The sequence below is a fragment of the Rummeliibacillus sp. BSL5 genome (assembly GCF_052928305.1).
The window spans coordinates 292787-308117 of the sequence record NZ_JAVGCV010000001.1; the positions used below are offsets into that span (position 1 = coordinate 292787).

General features: G+C 36.6%; 11 protein-coding genes and 14 tRNA genes. 20 read left to right on the forward strand and 5 right to left on the reverse strand.

Annotation, left to right across the window (positions count from 1 at the left end):
- Positions 1–90: 90 nt before the first annotated feature.
- The 3 genes from RCJ93_RS01450 to RCJ93_RS01460 form a co-directional block, all read right to left on the reverse strand.
- Entirely contained in the window at positions 91–573 is a 483-nt protein-coding gene (locus RCJ93_RS01450) for a cytochrome c oxidase subunit II (protein WP_446738193.1), read from the reverse strand.
- Between the two features lie 22 nt (positions 574–595).
- Complete coding sequence (locus tag RCJ93_RS01455; protein WP_147195739.1) at positions 596–721, reverse strand: cytochrome c oxidase subunit 2A; 126 nt, start codon at positions 719–721, stop codon at positions 596–598.
- Between the two features lie 439 nt (positions 722–1160).
- Positions 1161–1616 (reverse strand): chemotaxis protein CheX, encoded by a 456-nt coding sequence (locus RCJ93_RS01460; protein WP_066788386.1) that lies wholly within the window; start codon positions 1614–1616, stop codon positions 1161–1163.
- A gap of 335 nt (positions 1617–1951) precedes the next feature.
- Here RCJ93_RS01460 and RCJ93_RS01465 point away from each other — a divergent pair, with 335 nt between their 5' ends.
- From RCJ93_RS01465 to RCJ93_RS01560, 20 genes are all read left to right on the forward strand, one after another.
- On the forward strand, positions 1952–5569 hold the full coding sequence (locus RCJ93_RS01465; RefSeq protein WP_446738194.1) for a dynamin family protein: 3618 nt from the start codon (positions 1952–1954) through the stop codon (positions 5567–5569).
- On the forward strand, positions 5524–6381 hold the full coding sequence (locus RCJ93_RS01470; RefSeq protein WP_446738195.1) for a sulfurtransferase: 858 nt from the start codon (positions 5524–5526) through the stop codon (positions 6379–6381). The genes RCJ93_RS01465 and RCJ93_RS01470 overlap by 46 nt, the downstream gene beginning before the upstream one ends.
- A gap of 66 nt (positions 6382–6447) precedes the next feature.
- Positions 6448–7707 (forward strand): hypothetical protein, encoded by a 1260-nt coding sequence (locus tag RCJ93_RS01475; RefSeq protein ID WP_446738196.1) that lies wholly within the window; start codon positions 6448–6450, stop codon positions 7705–7707.
- 203 nt (positions 7708–7910) lie between these two features.
- Positions 7911–7982: transfer RNA gene (locus RCJ93_RS01480), tRNA-Gly, on the forward strand.
- 77 nt (positions 7983–8059) lie between these two features.
- Positions 8060–8136 (forward strand) — tRNA-Arg (locus RCJ93_RS01485).
- A gap of 4 nt (positions 8137–8140) precedes the next feature.
- Positions 8141–8217: transfer RNA gene (locus RCJ93_RS01490), tRNA-Pro, on the forward strand.
- Positions 8218–8236: 19 nt separating this feature from the next.
- Positions 8237–8312: transfer RNA gene (locus tag RCJ93_RS01495), tRNA-Ala, on the forward strand.
- 20 nt (positions 8313–8332) lie between these two features.
- Positions 8333–8406, forward strand: a tRNA-Met gene (locus RCJ93_RS01500).
- 8 nt (positions 8407–8414) lie between these two features.
- Positions 8415–8507: transfer RNA gene (locus RCJ93_RS01505), tRNA-Ser, on the forward strand.
- 141 nt (positions 8508–8648) lie between these two features.
- Positions 8649–8725, forward strand: a tRNA-Met gene (locus RCJ93_RS01510).
- Positions 8726–8878: 153 nt separating this feature from the next.
- Positions 8879–8955: transfer RNA gene (locus RCJ93_RS01515), tRNA-Met, on the forward strand.
- 3 nt (positions 8956–8958) lie between these two features.
- A tRNA-Asp gene (locus RCJ93_RS01520) sits at positions 8959–9035 on the forward strand.
- Positions 9036–9065: 30 nt separating this feature from the next.
- Positions 9066–9141 (forward strand) — tRNA-Phe (locus RCJ93_RS01525).
- A gap of 6 nt (positions 9142–9147) precedes the next feature.
- Positions 9148–9223, forward strand: a tRNA-Thr gene (locus tag RCJ93_RS01530).
- A 10-nt stretch (positions 9224–9233) separates the two neighbouring features.
- Positions 9234–9310, forward strand: a tRNA-Asn gene (locus RCJ93_RS01535).
- A 3-nt stretch (positions 9311–9313) separates the two neighbouring features.
- A tRNA-Ser gene (locus RCJ93_RS01540) sits at positions 9314–9404 on the forward strand.
- Positions 9405–9413: 9 nt separating this feature from the next.
- Positions 9414–9485 (forward strand) — tRNA-Glu (locus tag RCJ93_RS01545).
- A gap of 252 nt (positions 9486–9737) precedes the next feature.
- Positions 9738–11438 carry an ABC transporter ATP-binding protein gene (locus tag RCJ93_RS01550; protein ID WP_251646922.1) on the forward strand — a complete coding sequence of 567 codons (1701 nt, stop codon included), beginning with the start codon at positions 9738–9740 and terminating at the stop codon, positions 11436–11438.
- 95 nt (positions 11439–11533) lie between these two features.
- Positions 11534–12175: a Yip1 family protein gene (locus RCJ93_RS01555; RefSeq protein ID WP_446738197.1), complete on the forward strand. Its 642-nt coding sequence runs from the start codon at positions 11534–11536 to the stop codon at positions 12173–12175.
- Between the two features lie 184 nt (positions 12176–12359).
- The gene (locus tag RCJ93_RS01560) at positions 12360–13643 is read left to right on the forward strand and encodes a Na+/H+ antiporter NhaC family protein (protein WP_446738198.1); all 1284 of its coding nucleotides are present in this window, start codon (positions 12360–12362) and stop codon (positions 13641–13643) included.
- Between the two features lie 24 nt (positions 13644–13667).
- Here RCJ93_RS01560 and RCJ93_RS01565 read toward each other — a convergent pair whose 3' ends face one another.
- Complete coding sequence (locus RCJ93_RS01565; RefSeq protein ID WP_147196719.1) at positions 13668–13895, reverse strand: hypothetical protein; 228 nt, start codon at positions 13893–13895, stop codon at positions 13668–13670.
- A 111-nt stretch (positions 13896–14006) separates the two neighbouring features.
- Entirely contained in the window at positions 14007–15194 is a 1188-nt protein-coding gene (gene hmpA / locus RCJ93_RS01570; RefSeq protein WP_446738199.1) for an NO-inducible flavohemoprotein, read from the reverse strand.
- Positions 15195–15331 lie beyond the last annotated feature (137 nt).

The window sequence follows — 15331 nt, forward strand, 5'->3', positions numbered from 1 at the left end:
CTTTAAGAAGCTCAGCTGTTTTTCTATTAACCTTACTTGCAACGGTTAGACTATCATTTTTGACTTTTGATTGATCGATGACTGTTTGACTCATTTTTTATCCACCACCTTAAGCATAGAATGCATTTGCGCATGGCCAACTCCGCAATATTCGTTACATACAATTAAATACTCACCAGCTTTATCAACTGTTGTCACATATTCAGAAACATAGCCTGGTTCTAGCATCATGTTGACATTCGTACCTGATATTTCAAAGCCATGTACAACATCTTTAGAAGTAGCTATAAACTTAACCTTAGACCCTACAGGTACTTCTAGTTCTGGTGGGTTATAGTAAAAGGCAGAAGCGAGTACTACTATTTCATAATCCCAATTTTTACCTGAAACTTTGTGAACACCAGGTTTGTTAAATGGTGCAATTTGGTCTACCTTTTCATGATTTATTGTGTTTTTGGCACTTGGTGGATGACTGCCGTTATGAAATGCCATGATTCCTGTAATTAATAAAAATACGATTAAAGATCCGCCACCAAATAAAAGCCAATACTTTTCATATTTATGCAGATGCATTTTTTTCCCTTCTTTCCTTTATTTAAAAACGTTCTAAAAATAGGCCAAAGCATGCAGCCCACGTAATTACTATAAAAGCGCCTAACGCAAATACTAAATAGAGTGTTCCTTTTAAGTTTTCTTCTTCTTCATGTTTCTTGGGTGCCATCGAAATCGCTCCTTTCAATTAAATCAAAACATTTATTCTGCAATAGTTTGCAAGAGGGAAGCTTCTTCAATAAATAATCTAGAACGAGATGAATTAAGTTTTATTTCGTTCGATTATTGGGCTGTAACTAACCGAAGAAAGAAGACTTCTCTGAATGAAGTTTTGTTTTATTGTTTGAGTAAATGATATAAAAAAAATATAGGTTTAGATGTGATAAAAATCACACCTTTTGACAAAAAGTGTGAAAGAAGTGTGAAAAGGAATGTGTGTTTAAGAAGGTTAACGAATTAAGTGATAAAAATCTATGAAAAATAATGATATAAAGAGGTTTTTAAGTGAGGGTACCTTTAGAGGGTGATTAAAAACTCCTAGATATGTCTTTAACAAACTATAAGTAATTTGAATATAAAAAAAGAAGCTTTGAAAAAGCTTCTTTTTTCTAACTCGGATCCATCGCTAGCAATATGGTTAACTTTCCGATAGCATCTATATCAACAGGAAGTATAATTGCTTGATTATAGCCAAGCAGTTTTGTATGGCCCACCATAACAGTTGGTGGTGTAATATCTAATACTAATTGTTGTGCAGCAACATATGTACAAAGATTGCCAGCAATCATATTGCCAAACTCTCCTGTAAAAGATTCCAGCATTTCACCTTCAAGCTTCATTCCGAACATGGCTTCACTAATAGTACTGAAAGTTTCTGGAGAGGAATCTATAATAATTCTACCCTTTAAATCTCCCACCATGCCGATTAAAACTCCGATTTCGGATTGTTCGTAAGGTTCTTTAGAAATGGATGGAGCTGAGACATGGACGTCGTTAGGTAATACAGTTTTGAGTGATTGAATCATGCTATTGAGTATAGTTTGTACTTGTATCGATGTGCTCATTGAGAACTCCTTATGTTATGACCTTTTTAATATAGTATCACGCAGCAAAAGAATTGAATAGTTGTTGACGTCACATAGTTTTTTTATTATGATGAAATTAACAAATGAGAATGATTTTCATATTCACTGATTAATTTCTTTAAAAGGAGCGTTTCAGATGGTTTATGCATTCATTGGTGCGACACTTATTATTTACGGGGCAATAGGCAAATACATTTTTAATCAAACCTCCACGCATTTAAAATAATTTTTTTAATCCTTCTAATAATAGAAGGATTTTTTTATTATAGGCATGGTAAAATAGCGTTAAGGCAAAAAAGGAGGAAATGATTTTCATGAGTCATTTTGAAGAACAACTACATCTGCTGCTAAAACAGACTGCAATGCAATATTTAATCTATCAACATAACGAAGACCAGGAAAGGCTTCAAAAAACGAAATTATTTGCTGAAAAGCTTATTAATAAAGAATATATGATTGCCTTTGCAGGTCATTTCTCTGCAGGTAAATCTACTATGATTAATGCGCTGACAGGGGATGATCTCCTTCCTTCTTCTCCTATACCAACAAGCGCAAACGTTGTAAAAGTACATAAATCGGATGAGAATTATGCCATTGCATACCTAGTAGATCAAAATCCTATCAAATTTGATGACGGGTATGATATTAAAACAGTAAAAGAATTCGCTAAGAACGGTGCCTTGGTTTCTCAAATTGAAATTGGCCATAAAGATTCTGTTTTGCCAAAAGGCATAACAGTAATGGATACACCAGGTGTTGATTCGACAGATGATGCGCATCGTTTATCTACGGAAACGACACTGCATTTGGCTGATATTGTTTTTTATGTAATGGACTATAACCATGTCCAATCAGAATTAAACTTCCAATTTACAAAGAATTTAATGAAGCATAATCCTAATGTTTATCTAATTGTGAACCAAATTGATAAACATAAAGAGAGTGAACTAACCTTTCAGGAATTTTCCGATTCGGTGTATCAATCATTCTCAAATTGGGTGGTAGAACCAAAAGGGATTTACTTTACCTCATTAAGAGACTTTAATCTTCCTTACAATGATTATAATAAAGTAAAAGAAATAGTCATGAATAGTATGGAAGGATGGCAAGATCATTTAATTGCTGGAGGTAAAGCAGCTCTTGAGCAGCTTCAAATCGAACATGCACAATATTTAGAAACTAATAAAAAGCAGCTATTAGAAAATAATGAAACCATTTTATCGCAAGAAGAGTGGGAAAATAACGAAGAGATTACAGCAGACTTTGAAGTAGTACTTCAACAGTTGAAGTTGTATTCAGCATCAAATTGGCAAAAGAATTTTGATCACAGCCGTGATGAATTATTAGAAAATGCTGCTATAATGCCTTTCGAATTACGAGAAAAGCTGAAATATTATTTGGAAAGTGTACAGCCAGATTTCAAAGTTGGAATGCTTTTTTCTGGTAAAAAAACACAAGCAGAAAAGGATCAGCGTAAGGAATCTCTGTATTCACTTTATAAAGAAATAGCGTTCTCTCAAATTTCTGGTCATATGCGCTCTTTAATGAAGAGCTCATTGAAATTAGTTAATGCTTTAACCGATGATTTTTCTCATGAAATCGACGATTTTGATATGCAGCCACCATTTTCCGTAATTGAAGAACAAGTGAAACTTGATTCTGGTATTACTGGGGATGCGCTTTTAAACTTCGCCAATCGTGTAGCAAGTGCCACAAAGAGGTGGTATAAGCAAGACACGGATCAATGGAAGTTTGAAAAAAGCGCTTATATAGAAGAGTTGTCCTTTACGACAGTAGAGCCCTTAAAGAAAAAATGTGCAGTATTGAAAAACAAAGTAGAAGTAATTGATGGCGCAAAAGCAATTGAAGAACAGGAAAAATATTTTGCTATCCAAAAAACGGTCTCGATTCAGACAATGAATCCTGAAGCAGATCAATGTGTATCTGAGTGGGAGCAAGAACATGAAAAGGCAATGGGCAATATCAGGCCATTTGATCCATCTATGCTCGAAAAAAAAGAGGAGCAGAATCAGGAAGAAGAATTGGAGGATAAAATCTCATCTCCATCTATACACTCAACAACTGCTCTTCAAAACGCTGTAAGGACAGCAAGCGCTATTGAACCAATTCAAGGATTTTCAGAGGTTGCAAATTATTTAAAAAATAAAGTGAATCGCTTAAAGCAAAAAGATTTTACAATTGCACTTTTTGGAGCATTTAGTGCAGGGAAATCTTCTTTTTCAAATGCATTGATGGGGCAAAAAGTACTGCCAGTGTCTCCTAATCCTACAACAGCTGCTATCAATAAAATTCGTCCTATTTCAGAAGGCCATCCGCATGAAACGGCTGATGTCCACTTAAAAACTATTGGACAATTAGAAAATGACATTATTGCTAGTTATGAAGCAATTGGTATTATGATTCATTCACTAAATGAAGCATATGATCGAGCAGAAGAGGCTTTAGCTAAACCACTCGACGATGAAAGACTGCATGTTCATAAATCCTTTGTGCGTGCCTTCAAAGAAGGATACCCTACTTTTAAAGAAAAATTGGGCGAGACTATCAGGACAAATCGCGAAGAATTTGAAAAATTCGTAGCTCAAGAAAGCAGAAGCTGCTTTGTCGATAGTATTGATTTTTATTACGATTGTGAATTAACCCGTTTAGGTGTGACATTAGTAGATACACCGGGAGCAGACTCTATAAATGCACGGCATACGGGGGTTGCGTTTGAGTATATTCGTAATGCGGATGCTATATTATTTATCACGTATTACAATCACGCATTTGCAAAAGCCGATCGAGAATTCTTAATCCAACTTGGGCGCGTGAAGGATGCATTTGAACTAGATAAGATGTTCTTTATCGTTAATGCAATTGATCTTGCAAAGGATGCAGAGGAAGCAGAAGACGTAAAAGATTATGTGAAACAAGAACTCCAACGTTTCGGCATTCGCCATCCAAGACTATTTGGTGTTTCGAGTTTATTAGCATTGCAAGAGAAATTAGAAAGTCAAGATTTACATTCTGGTTTGCCATTGTTTGAAGAGAATTTCCATCACTTCTTATCAGAAGAATTAACAGCACTAGCAGTTCAAGCACTAGCTGAAGAAACGGAAAAAGCCCAAGAAAGACTTCGAATACTGATCCAGCAAACCGAAGACAATATGAAGCGAAAAGATGAACGTCTTGCTGAGCTAGCTAAGTTAGAACAGTATATCCACACAAGATATATGCACTCTGCAGCTCAAACGATTACAAAAGATACAAAACAGGAACTGGATGAACTGCTCTACTTTGTATTACAGCGAGTTTATTATCGATACCCGGATTTCTTTAAAGAAGGCTATAACCCTACAACCTTCGCATCAAAATCATCTTCAGTTGCATTAGCCATTGCTTTGAAAGAAGTCCTAGCAAGTTTAGGGTTTGATTTTGAACAAGAAATGCGTGTTACTAACTTTAGAATTGCGAAATTTATTATGAAAAAAATTCACGAACGAGACCTAGATGATATGAAACAGCTTAAAGACATCAATGCTAGTTTTTCATTTATGCCATTTGAGGCTGAAGAACCTAATATTTTAGAATTCGTGGGTCCTTTTTCTGATAGCAAACCATATGAATCCGTTAATAAATATTTTAAAAATAATAAGTCCTTTTTTGAAAAAGGCGATAATCTGAAGTTGCGTGAAGCACTTGAAGAGCTAACTAAGCCAGATGCCAAAAAGTATCTAGATGAACAATCAGCACGCATGAAAAAATGGCTTGAAGACATTATTGGAAAACTTGCTGAAGAATTGCGTCTACACATCTCAAGACAAGCTATTAACCAAATTGATATTGAAAAAACGTTGCTTCATGAAGGTACGAAGCTTGAAGAATGGAAACACATTTACAACACACTAATGAATGGGGTGGAGAAGTGATGGGTGAAGTTTTTCTTTCAGTAAAGGATATCTCTCTTGACTCTCAAGAAAATTATAAATGGATTGATGCTCGTTTTAATCTCCAGAATTCTGCCGAAGGTTCGACTGCTTATCAAAAACAGCACATTGCAGAAGCTGTTTACTGGGATTTGGAGAAGGACTTATCAGACATGGAGCAGCATGCGGGACGCCACCCAATGCCCACGAAAGATAAACTACAGTCTCTATTTGAAAGAAGTGGACTGCAAATGGACGATACTATACTAGTCTACGATCAAGGCGGAACACCATTTGCAGCAAGAGCGTGGTGGTTACTAAAGTATGGCGGGTTTCAGAAAGTACAGATTGTACAAGAAGGGTATCCTGCTTTAGTTAATGCAGGCTTCAAAACGTCGAATGAATTAACGGTTGTCCAACGATCAAACTTAAACTTAAAATGGCAGGAACACCTATATGCAGACCGCACAGCAGTAAAGGAAATCGTAGATGGTCATGTGGATAGAACATTGCTTGATGCCCGATCGAATGCTCGCTATAAAGGAGAGATAGAGCCGATAGATCAAGTTGCTGGCCATATTCCTGGAGCAATAAATTATGATTGGGAGCAATTATTACAAGATGGTAAACTTTGTCCTAATGAAACATTGTTGGAACTAGTATCTAAGAAAGAACCAATTACCGTTTATTGTGGAAGTGGTGTCACTGCTGCCCCGTTATTCGCAATGCTAAAGGAAATGGCATATGAAGATATACAATTATATACTGGAAGCTACAGCGACTGGATTCAACACTTTGAGATAGAGAAAGCTTAATAAAAACATCCGCATTTTAGGAATGCGGATGTTTTTTATTTCAAATTACAAGGAATTTCTTTTTTTATGTCGAATGTTCTCGTTAATGAGTGTTGGAAGCGGGGGATTAGTATAATTACTAGAGATCATGTATTAGAGATGATTACTGAAAATTTTAATGAGTTCTTTGATGAGTTAGAAAATATCACCCAATTAGAAACAGAAGCTTTAAAAAATGAAATTCAGGGACGAAATATGTATATTCAGAAGCTGAAAAGTGAAAAAGAACTGTTGTTAAAAGAAATAGGCATCATCAAGAAGGTAAATAACAATCTTTTAGAAGAAAGGAAGAAATTACGAAAGGAAATAGATGCCAAAAATAAAATTATGGACTTCACGGATGGCATTACCGTTCTACTTAATAAAGAATGTATCCTAGAGGAAAAGCAAAGAGTAATTGAACATCTATTTAGAATAGGCATTGACGATGAAAATTCAAAGATATATATAGAAGAATTTATTTACGTTCTTTCCAATTGTTTAAGTTTATTAGATGTGAATCAAAGCAAAAGAATAAAAAGTCTATTAAAGAAAAATATGGATTTTTATCATGAGCTTTTTTCAAATACAACTCCTCAAACTCAATTAAAAATCTTACACATGTATAAAGTGAAAAATTGGAGTGTGCTTCTAGAACATTTCTTAGAAAGAACTGTGCAATCTAATAGCTTAAAGTGCTTTTCTGATATAGAAGGTCTAAATATACTTTTATACATAATTTATTATAAGAAATTAAGCCAACTTGAACAAAATAAAATGTTTAAACTTTTTTATCATGATCAGAATAAACCACTTTCTGCGAAGCTATATAAAAGTTATCATGACTATTCGTTAAGCAAAACTTTACGAGAGCTAAACAAATTTATTTCTATCATCAATGAAGAACAAAAAAATATAGACTTGTTAAAAGGAGATATTATGCAATATTTCCTTGAGAAAGTTTTTACTGCAAAGGAAGTAGAAAATTATAGAATGTTTAAAAAGTACAATATTCAAAATGTGGAGAAGAAAACTAAACAATTCGGATTAAACTTTAGTGAATTAAGAAAATTTGGTTATCAAATATCTGGTCGGACAGATGAACAACGTTGGCAAGCTTTAAATGATTTTGTAGAGGAATATGGTTTAGAGGTGACTGTAGCAGAGTTATCAAAGAGAATAAAACTCAAATCCAGAGAAGAAGACCAAAAAAAGTATTCCAATGCACTTTGTAAATGGAACAGCGATTTGGAAAAGTTAAAAATACAATATTATCGTGGAGATTTTCCTTGGCCGAATTTTGAATAAAAATTAATGTTATAGATGTGAAAATAGACTGTCTTACGCTATTCAACACATTTATATTTATATTGATTTTTTGAAGCTTAGCTTGTAGACTTATTAAGGTAGTGCTTCTGAAAGAAATAGTATAAACAATATTGTTTATAATTTTTTCAAGAAAAGTATTGCATTTATAAAAATGTCGGTATATAATTAATCTTGTCTTTAACGCGGAAGTAGTTCAGTGGTAGAACATCACCTTGCCAAGGTGGGGGTCGCGGGTTCGAACCCCGTCTTCCGCTTAATAATAGAATGGTCTGGATTACTAGTAGGACATACATAATTTTTGGCTTTTAGCTCGAAATTCTATTTCAAACATGCGCCCATAGCTCAATTGGATAGAGCGTCTGACTACGGATCAGAAGGTTGTGGATTCGACTTCTGCTGGGCGCACCATTTCCGGGAAGTAGCTCAGCTTGGTAGAGCACTTGGTTTGGGACCAAGGGGTCGCAGGTTCGAATCCTGTCTTCCCGACCATTTATACTATATATACATTGGGGCCTTAGCTCAGCTGGGAGAGCGCCTGCCTTGCACGCAGGAGGTCAGCGGTTCGATCCCGCTAGGCTCCACCAATTTTAATATTTAATACTATGGCGGCCTAGCTCAGCTGGCTAGAGCGTACGGTTCATACCCGTAAGGTCGGGGGTTCGATCCCCTCGGCCGCCATATTTCCTGGAGGAATACCCAAGTCTGGCTGAAGGGATCGGTCTTGAAAACCGACAGGCGGGTCAAACCGCGCGGGGGTTCGAATCCCTCTTCCTCCTCCATTATCATAAAAAAATTATATATAATTATCGCGGGGTGGAGCAAATCGCAAAACGAAGTTTGCGATTAACATCGACGCAAGCGAAGCGTGGAAGATGTCATTATGCTTTGTTGATTAGAAAAATTATATCCTATACTATTATCGCGGGGTGGAGCAGTTCGGTAGCTCGTCGGGCTCATAACCCGAAGGTCGCAGGTTCAAATCCTGCCCCCGCAACCAAATGATCCGGTAGTTTACGAAAGCATATTCGTATTATTATCCTGGGGTGAAGCATATCGCAATATGATGATTGCGAGTAACATCGAAGCAGGCGAACCTTGTATGATGTCATTATGCTTTGTTGATTGAAAAAATTATATTCTATATTATTATCGCGGGGTGGAGCAGTTCGGTAGCTCGTCGGGCTCATAACCCGAAGGTCGCAGGTTCAAATCCTGCCCCCGCAACCAAATGGTCCGGTAGTTCAGCTGGTTAGAATGCCTGCCTGTCACGCAGGAGGTCGCGGGTTCGAGTCCCGTCCGGACCGCCATTTTTTAGTTTAATAGATTCTTATTTTGATGGGTCGGTAGCTCAGTTGGTAGAGCATTAGATTGAAGCTCTAAGTGTCGGCAGTTCGATTCTGTCCCGACCCACCATCAAATGCCGGTGTAGCTCAGTTGGTAGAGCAACTGACTTGTAATCAGTAGGTCGAGGGTTCGACTCCTTTCGCCGGCACCATATTTACTATTCCGAAGTAGCTCAGTTGGTAGTAGCATCTGACTGTTAATCAGAGGGTCGCAGGTTCGAGTCCTGCCTTCGGAGCCATATGGGGAAGTACTCAAGTGGCTGAAGAGGCGCCCCTGCTAAGGGTGTAGGTCGGGCAACCGGCGCGAGGGTTCAAATCCCTCCTTCTCCGCCATACAATAATGGCCCCTTGGTCAAGCGGTTAAGACACCGCCCTTTCACGGCGGTAACACGGGTTCGAATCCCGTAGGGGTCATTACATAATCTAACCTTTAGAGCATTTTGTATTGTTCTGAAGGTTTTTTGTATGCAAAAAAGATGTTTACCACAAATTTTGAAGTGTGCCAGCCTTTATTCATTAAAAAATATAATAGCTTTCCATAGACTGGCTGCCAATATGAGGTTTAACCTATCTTTACAATTAAAATAGGTAAAATGGGTCGCTTTCTATTTAAAAGTTCTGTATGATATTTAGGATAACGAAATTTTCAGAAAGGACTTCATACATATGCTAAAACAGTTTTTTAGTTACTACAAACCACATAGGAAATTGTTTATAATTGATTTTTGTTCAGCCATTATAGTGGCTATTTTAGAGCTAGCGTTTCCTGTAGCTGTTCAAAAGTTTATTGATACGCTGCTTCCTACAAACAACTGGGGAATGATTACGAAGGTAGGAGGCCTTTTGCTCCTCGTGTATCTATTGAGTACCATCTTAAACTTTATTGTTAATTATCTTGGTCATAAACTTGGCATAAATATTGAAACTGATATGAGAGAAGAATTGTTTACACATGTTCAAAAGCAGTCTTTCCGGTTTTTTGATAATACTAAAACCGGCCATATCATGAGCCGAATAACGAACGATTTATTTGATATTGGTGAATTTGCCCATCATGGGCCAGAGGATTTCTTTATCGCTATCATGACTTTTATTGGCGCTTTTTGGATCATGTTTACTGTGAATCCAACGCTCTCCTGGATTGTACTTGTGATGGTTCCGATTTTAATGGTTCTTGTTTATATATCCAATGTAAAAATGAATAGAGCCTGGACGGGGATGTACGGAGAAATTGCAGAGATTAACGGACGAGTAGAGGATAGTGTTTCAGGTGTTCGCGTAGTGCAATCATTTACAAACGAAACCTATGAAAAAAATCGTTTTAAAAAACAGAATGGATTATTTCGCCTCGTTAAATTAAGTGCTTATAAAGTCATGGGAGCGACAAACGCTAGTATCTATTTTATGACGAGGCTCTTGACTTTACTAGTCCTTGTAGTGGGAGCATGGCTAAGTTTTCATGATAAATTGTCATATGGCGAGCTGGTTAGCTTTATCTTGTATACAAATGTGTTAATTAAGCCGATTGATAAAATCACAGCATTACTGGAGTTGTATCCGAAAGGCATGGCGGGCTTTAAACGCTTTCAAGATTTACTCGCTCGTGATCCCGAAGTTCAAGATAAGCCGAATGCTTTAATTGCTCCACATTTAAAGGGTGCTATTTCCTTCAATAATGTAGATTTTAGTTATGATCATTCAAATGAAATTCTGCAGAATTTATCTTTCGATTTAAAAGCAGGCGAAATGACGGCTTTTGTAGGACCTTCAGGAGCGGGGAAGACAACAATTAGCTCGCTTATTCCACGTTTTTATGATGTTAATAGTGGTTCAATTACCATTGATGGAATAGATATTCGTGATATGACGAAGCATTCATTGCGCAAACAAATTGGTATAGTTCAGCAGGATGTATTTTTGTTTACTGGTACCATTCAGGAGAATATTGAATATGGCAAACTAGGAGCCTCATTTGAAGAAATTCAATATGCTGCAGAAAAAGCAAATCTTTCCGAACTAATAGAAAGTTTGCCAGATGGCTATCAAACAGAAATTGGTGAGAGGGGATTAAAATTATCTGGTGGGCAAAAGCAACGTTTAGCGATCGCTAGAATGTTCCTTAAAAATCCTCCTATATTAATCCTAGACGAAGCGACTTCTGCACTTGACACACAGACCGAAAAAATTATTCAAGATTCACTAATGGAATTGGCGAAAAACCGTACTACTATCGTTATTGCTCACAGACTTGCAACAATTCGGAATGCTAATCGTATAATGGTAGTAACAAAAGATGGTATAGCAGAAGATGGAACGTTCACTGAATTGATGGAAAAAGGCGGCATTTTTGCGAGATTAAACGCTTAGATATGTGAAAGTTATGCGCGATAGTTTAGCCTAATATAAAAGAGTATATGTACTATAAAGAGTTTCTAAAAAGAAAAAGGAGAGTATTATTTTCTATGAATCAACCTGACGACTATAAAATTCAGCCATTCTTTTCAATATGGCTCCACCCAAAGAAAACTGCCAGCTATGTGATCGAACATAAGAATTGGACATATGTTATTCTCTACGTCATACTTGGCGGAATGGCAAGCACAATGATAGGCTTGTCTGGACAAGAGTTATATCCTTCTTTTTCCATTTGGCTACTGTTGCTTGGCTGTATTTTAGCGGGACCATTCATAGGGGCAGTCAGCGTCATTATTTCTTCAGGTGTCATTTGGCTTGTAGGGAAATTATTTAAAGGAAAAGGAAGCTTTGAAGATATATTTAAAGTAATTAGTTTATCATCTATTCCTAATATTACTCTTGCTCCATTTATGCTTGTATGGATGGCCAATGCCCCTCAAAGTTTTTTTAATATGAACGATGAAGCATTAACAAATGGTGCTGCGATTATTAGTATTGTGCTGACATTAGCGGTCTTTATAGTTACTATTTGGACGTTTGTCATCCAAGTGGGAAGTGTCGCAACTGCACATCGCTTTTCGAACTGGCGATCATTTTTTACGCTCGTATTGCCAGGTATCGTAATTGGATTAATCCTTATAGGAATTGTTTTACTGCTTGTCATTACATTTGGTTTTATTGTGAACTAATCTTAAGCCGGATTTCCTCAAGTAAGGAAATTTCGGCTTTTTTGCATGCTTTTATGAGTATTAGGGAAGTAAATATTTGTTGGAAAGAGCGCGAAGGGAAAACTGAAAACAATAAAAATTTACATTGTAAAACCATTTCGGTATGATTAACTTTGTGTATTTAAAAAGTGGAGGATTTTTTAGAATGAATCATGGCAACAAGTGGGCTTTATTGCCTTTTCTTATTTTTATACTCTTATTCATTGGTTCTGGCCTTTTGACAAAAGACTTTACAGCTATGCCACTTAATATGGCTGTTGGAATTGCCTGTATAGCTGCTTTTGTAATGAATCGCCGAGATGGAACAGAGAAAAAGCTAGAAGTATTTTTAAAAGGTGCGGGAAACAAAGATGTCATGCTAATGGTTTTAATTTTTCTTTTAGCAGGCGCATTTTCAAGTGTGGCTAAAGAGATGGGCGCTGTGGAATCAACCGTCAATCTAGGATTAACATACCTGCCACAGAATTTTTTATTAGTAGGGTTATTTATTATTGGCTGTTTGATTTCATTGTCAATGGGCACTTCGATGGGGACTGTAGTGGCGTTATCTCCTATTGGCGTGGGGATAGCAGAGGCTACTGAAATCTCAGTAGCCTTAACCATGGCAACAGTGGTAGGAGGAGCCATGTTCGGCGATAATCTATCAGTTATTTCAGATACCACTATTGCAGCTGTTCGAACACAAGGTACAGATATGCGTGATAAATTCAAGGTGAACTTTTGGATTGTGTTGCCTGCAGCTGTGGTAACAGCAATTATTATAGGGTTCTTGACAGCAGGAAACAGTCATGCACTCAAAAACTCCTATGATTATTCAATCCTTTCTATAGTTCCTTACATTTTTGTGCTGATTGCAGCCATAATTGGGGTGGATGTAATAAAAGTGTTGCTAGGAGGCATTATTGTTTCTTTTGCAATTGGTTTGATAAATGGCTCATTAAGTGTTCTCTCGTTTGTAGAAGCGGCGAGTAAAGGAATAGTTGGTATGGAGGATATTGCTATTATTGCAGTATTAATCAGCGGACTTGTAGCATTAATACAGCATGCTGGAGGTATTGACTTCCTTCTAACGTTTATATCCAAAAAAATTCGTTCGAAAAAAGGGGCAGAATTCGGCATTGCAAGTTTAGTGAGTGTGACTGATATCTCGACTGCTAATAATACAATTGCGATTTTAATGACAGGACCTCTAGCAAAAAAAATAGCGGATCAATATGAAGTCGATCCAAGAAAATCTGCAAGTTTATTAGATATATTTGCTAGTGTATGGCAAGGATTTGTTCCCTATTCACCACAGTTATTAGCTGCAGCGAGTGTTGCAGGTATCTCAACGGTAAGCATAATGTTTTATTCGTTTTATCCTATTTTAATGGCTATTTGTGCAGTAGGGGCTATTTTAATCGGTTATCCGCGTTTAAAGAAAAAATAAGGATGTGCTCATAATTGCACATCCTTATTTTTTATTGAAAATATTGTCTTCTTGTAAAATTTCGCGTGAAATTGCAATCGCACCTTTTTTTCTTAAATGCATGATCGCTTCTTCATCAGCTGTTAGTATTTTTTCAATATATTCATCTTGCTTTTCGCTTGGTATATGCATACCTTTAAACTCATCTCTTAGAGCATATTCATAAATTTCCATTTCTTCGTTAGAAAGAAATGTGTTTGCTTTAGAATCCATATGTTATAACACCTTCAAAATAGAATTTGTAATTTAATTATACACCAATGAACAAGTTAAATAGCAACTGAAACATTATAAAAAAAGATTAAGCTTAATCGCTTAATCTTTTTATATTTCAGGTGTCTCCGTATCAATTGTCATGGATGGACCAAAGAATTCGTAGAAGATGTGGTCTTCCTGCAATCCCATAGCTAGCAAATGCTTAACCATGGCCACCATAAAAGGAATGGGTCCGCATATATAGACATCTGTAGAAGTGTCAATATGCTTTTCCAAAAACTCTTTTGATACAAAGCCATCAGTTTGAGTAATTAACTCATGGTAGTATAGCTGTGAATGATCATGCGCTAATTCCTTCAAGGCATCACTAAATGTTAATAAATCTTGGGTGCTAACACTTTGGATAAAATGGATTTTTTCCTTATTTTCTTTAACAGCTGATTGAACCATACTAAAAAGTGGAGTAATTCCAATGCCGCCAGCTAAAAAGGCGACAGAAGTACCAGCTTTTGTGTGGTAGAAAAATTCGCCTGCTGGTGCGCTGATTTGTATTTTGTCTCCTACATTTAATGAATCATGCAAATAGTTGGAAACAATGCCTGCTGGGTCAGTTATGATTTCGCGTTTAACAGAAATTCGATATGATTCTCCATCATAGGTTTTAGACAAACTATATTGCCTCTTATGTGCATACTTTTGCCCAGATATCGGCACATGTACTGTAATATATTGACCTGGCTTATAGTCAGGCAGTGGTGCATCATCAGCGGGTTTTAAGTAGAATGAAGTCACTAATCTATTTTCTGGAATTTTATCAACTAGGGTAAAGTCTTTAAAGAATCTCCATCCGCCAGGCTTATTTTCTGTTTCCTTGTACATCTCTTCTTCAGTATTGATGAAGACATCCGCTAACACCCCGTATGCCTCAGTCCACGCATCCATAATTTCTGGTGTTGCTGCATCGCCAAGTACTTCTTTAATGGCGATTAATAAATTTTCACCCACGATTGGATACTGCTCAGGTTTAATGCCAAGACTTCGATGTTTCTCAGAAATTTGTCTAACGACAGGCATAATTTCCGAAAGGTTTTCAATATGAACAGCTGCAGCATAGACGGCATTAGCTAACGCTAATTGCTGACGTCCTTGTTTTTGGTTTGTTTGGTTAAAAATATTTAATAGTTCTGGGTGTGTTTCGAAAAGCCGTTTGTAAAAGACCGTTGTAATCTCTTTACCGTGTGCCTCTAAGGCGGGGGCAGTAGATTTAATAATTTCCATTTTTTCTTTACTAAGCAATGCCACCATTCCTTCCATTATACATATAGGTTATATTTTCCTTAATACTTAAAAATATACCTTTTTAATGTTCCTTAAACTTGGTTAGAAGTATGATTATACTCTCTCATTAGATGAGTAATAGAGGTTGAAATGGG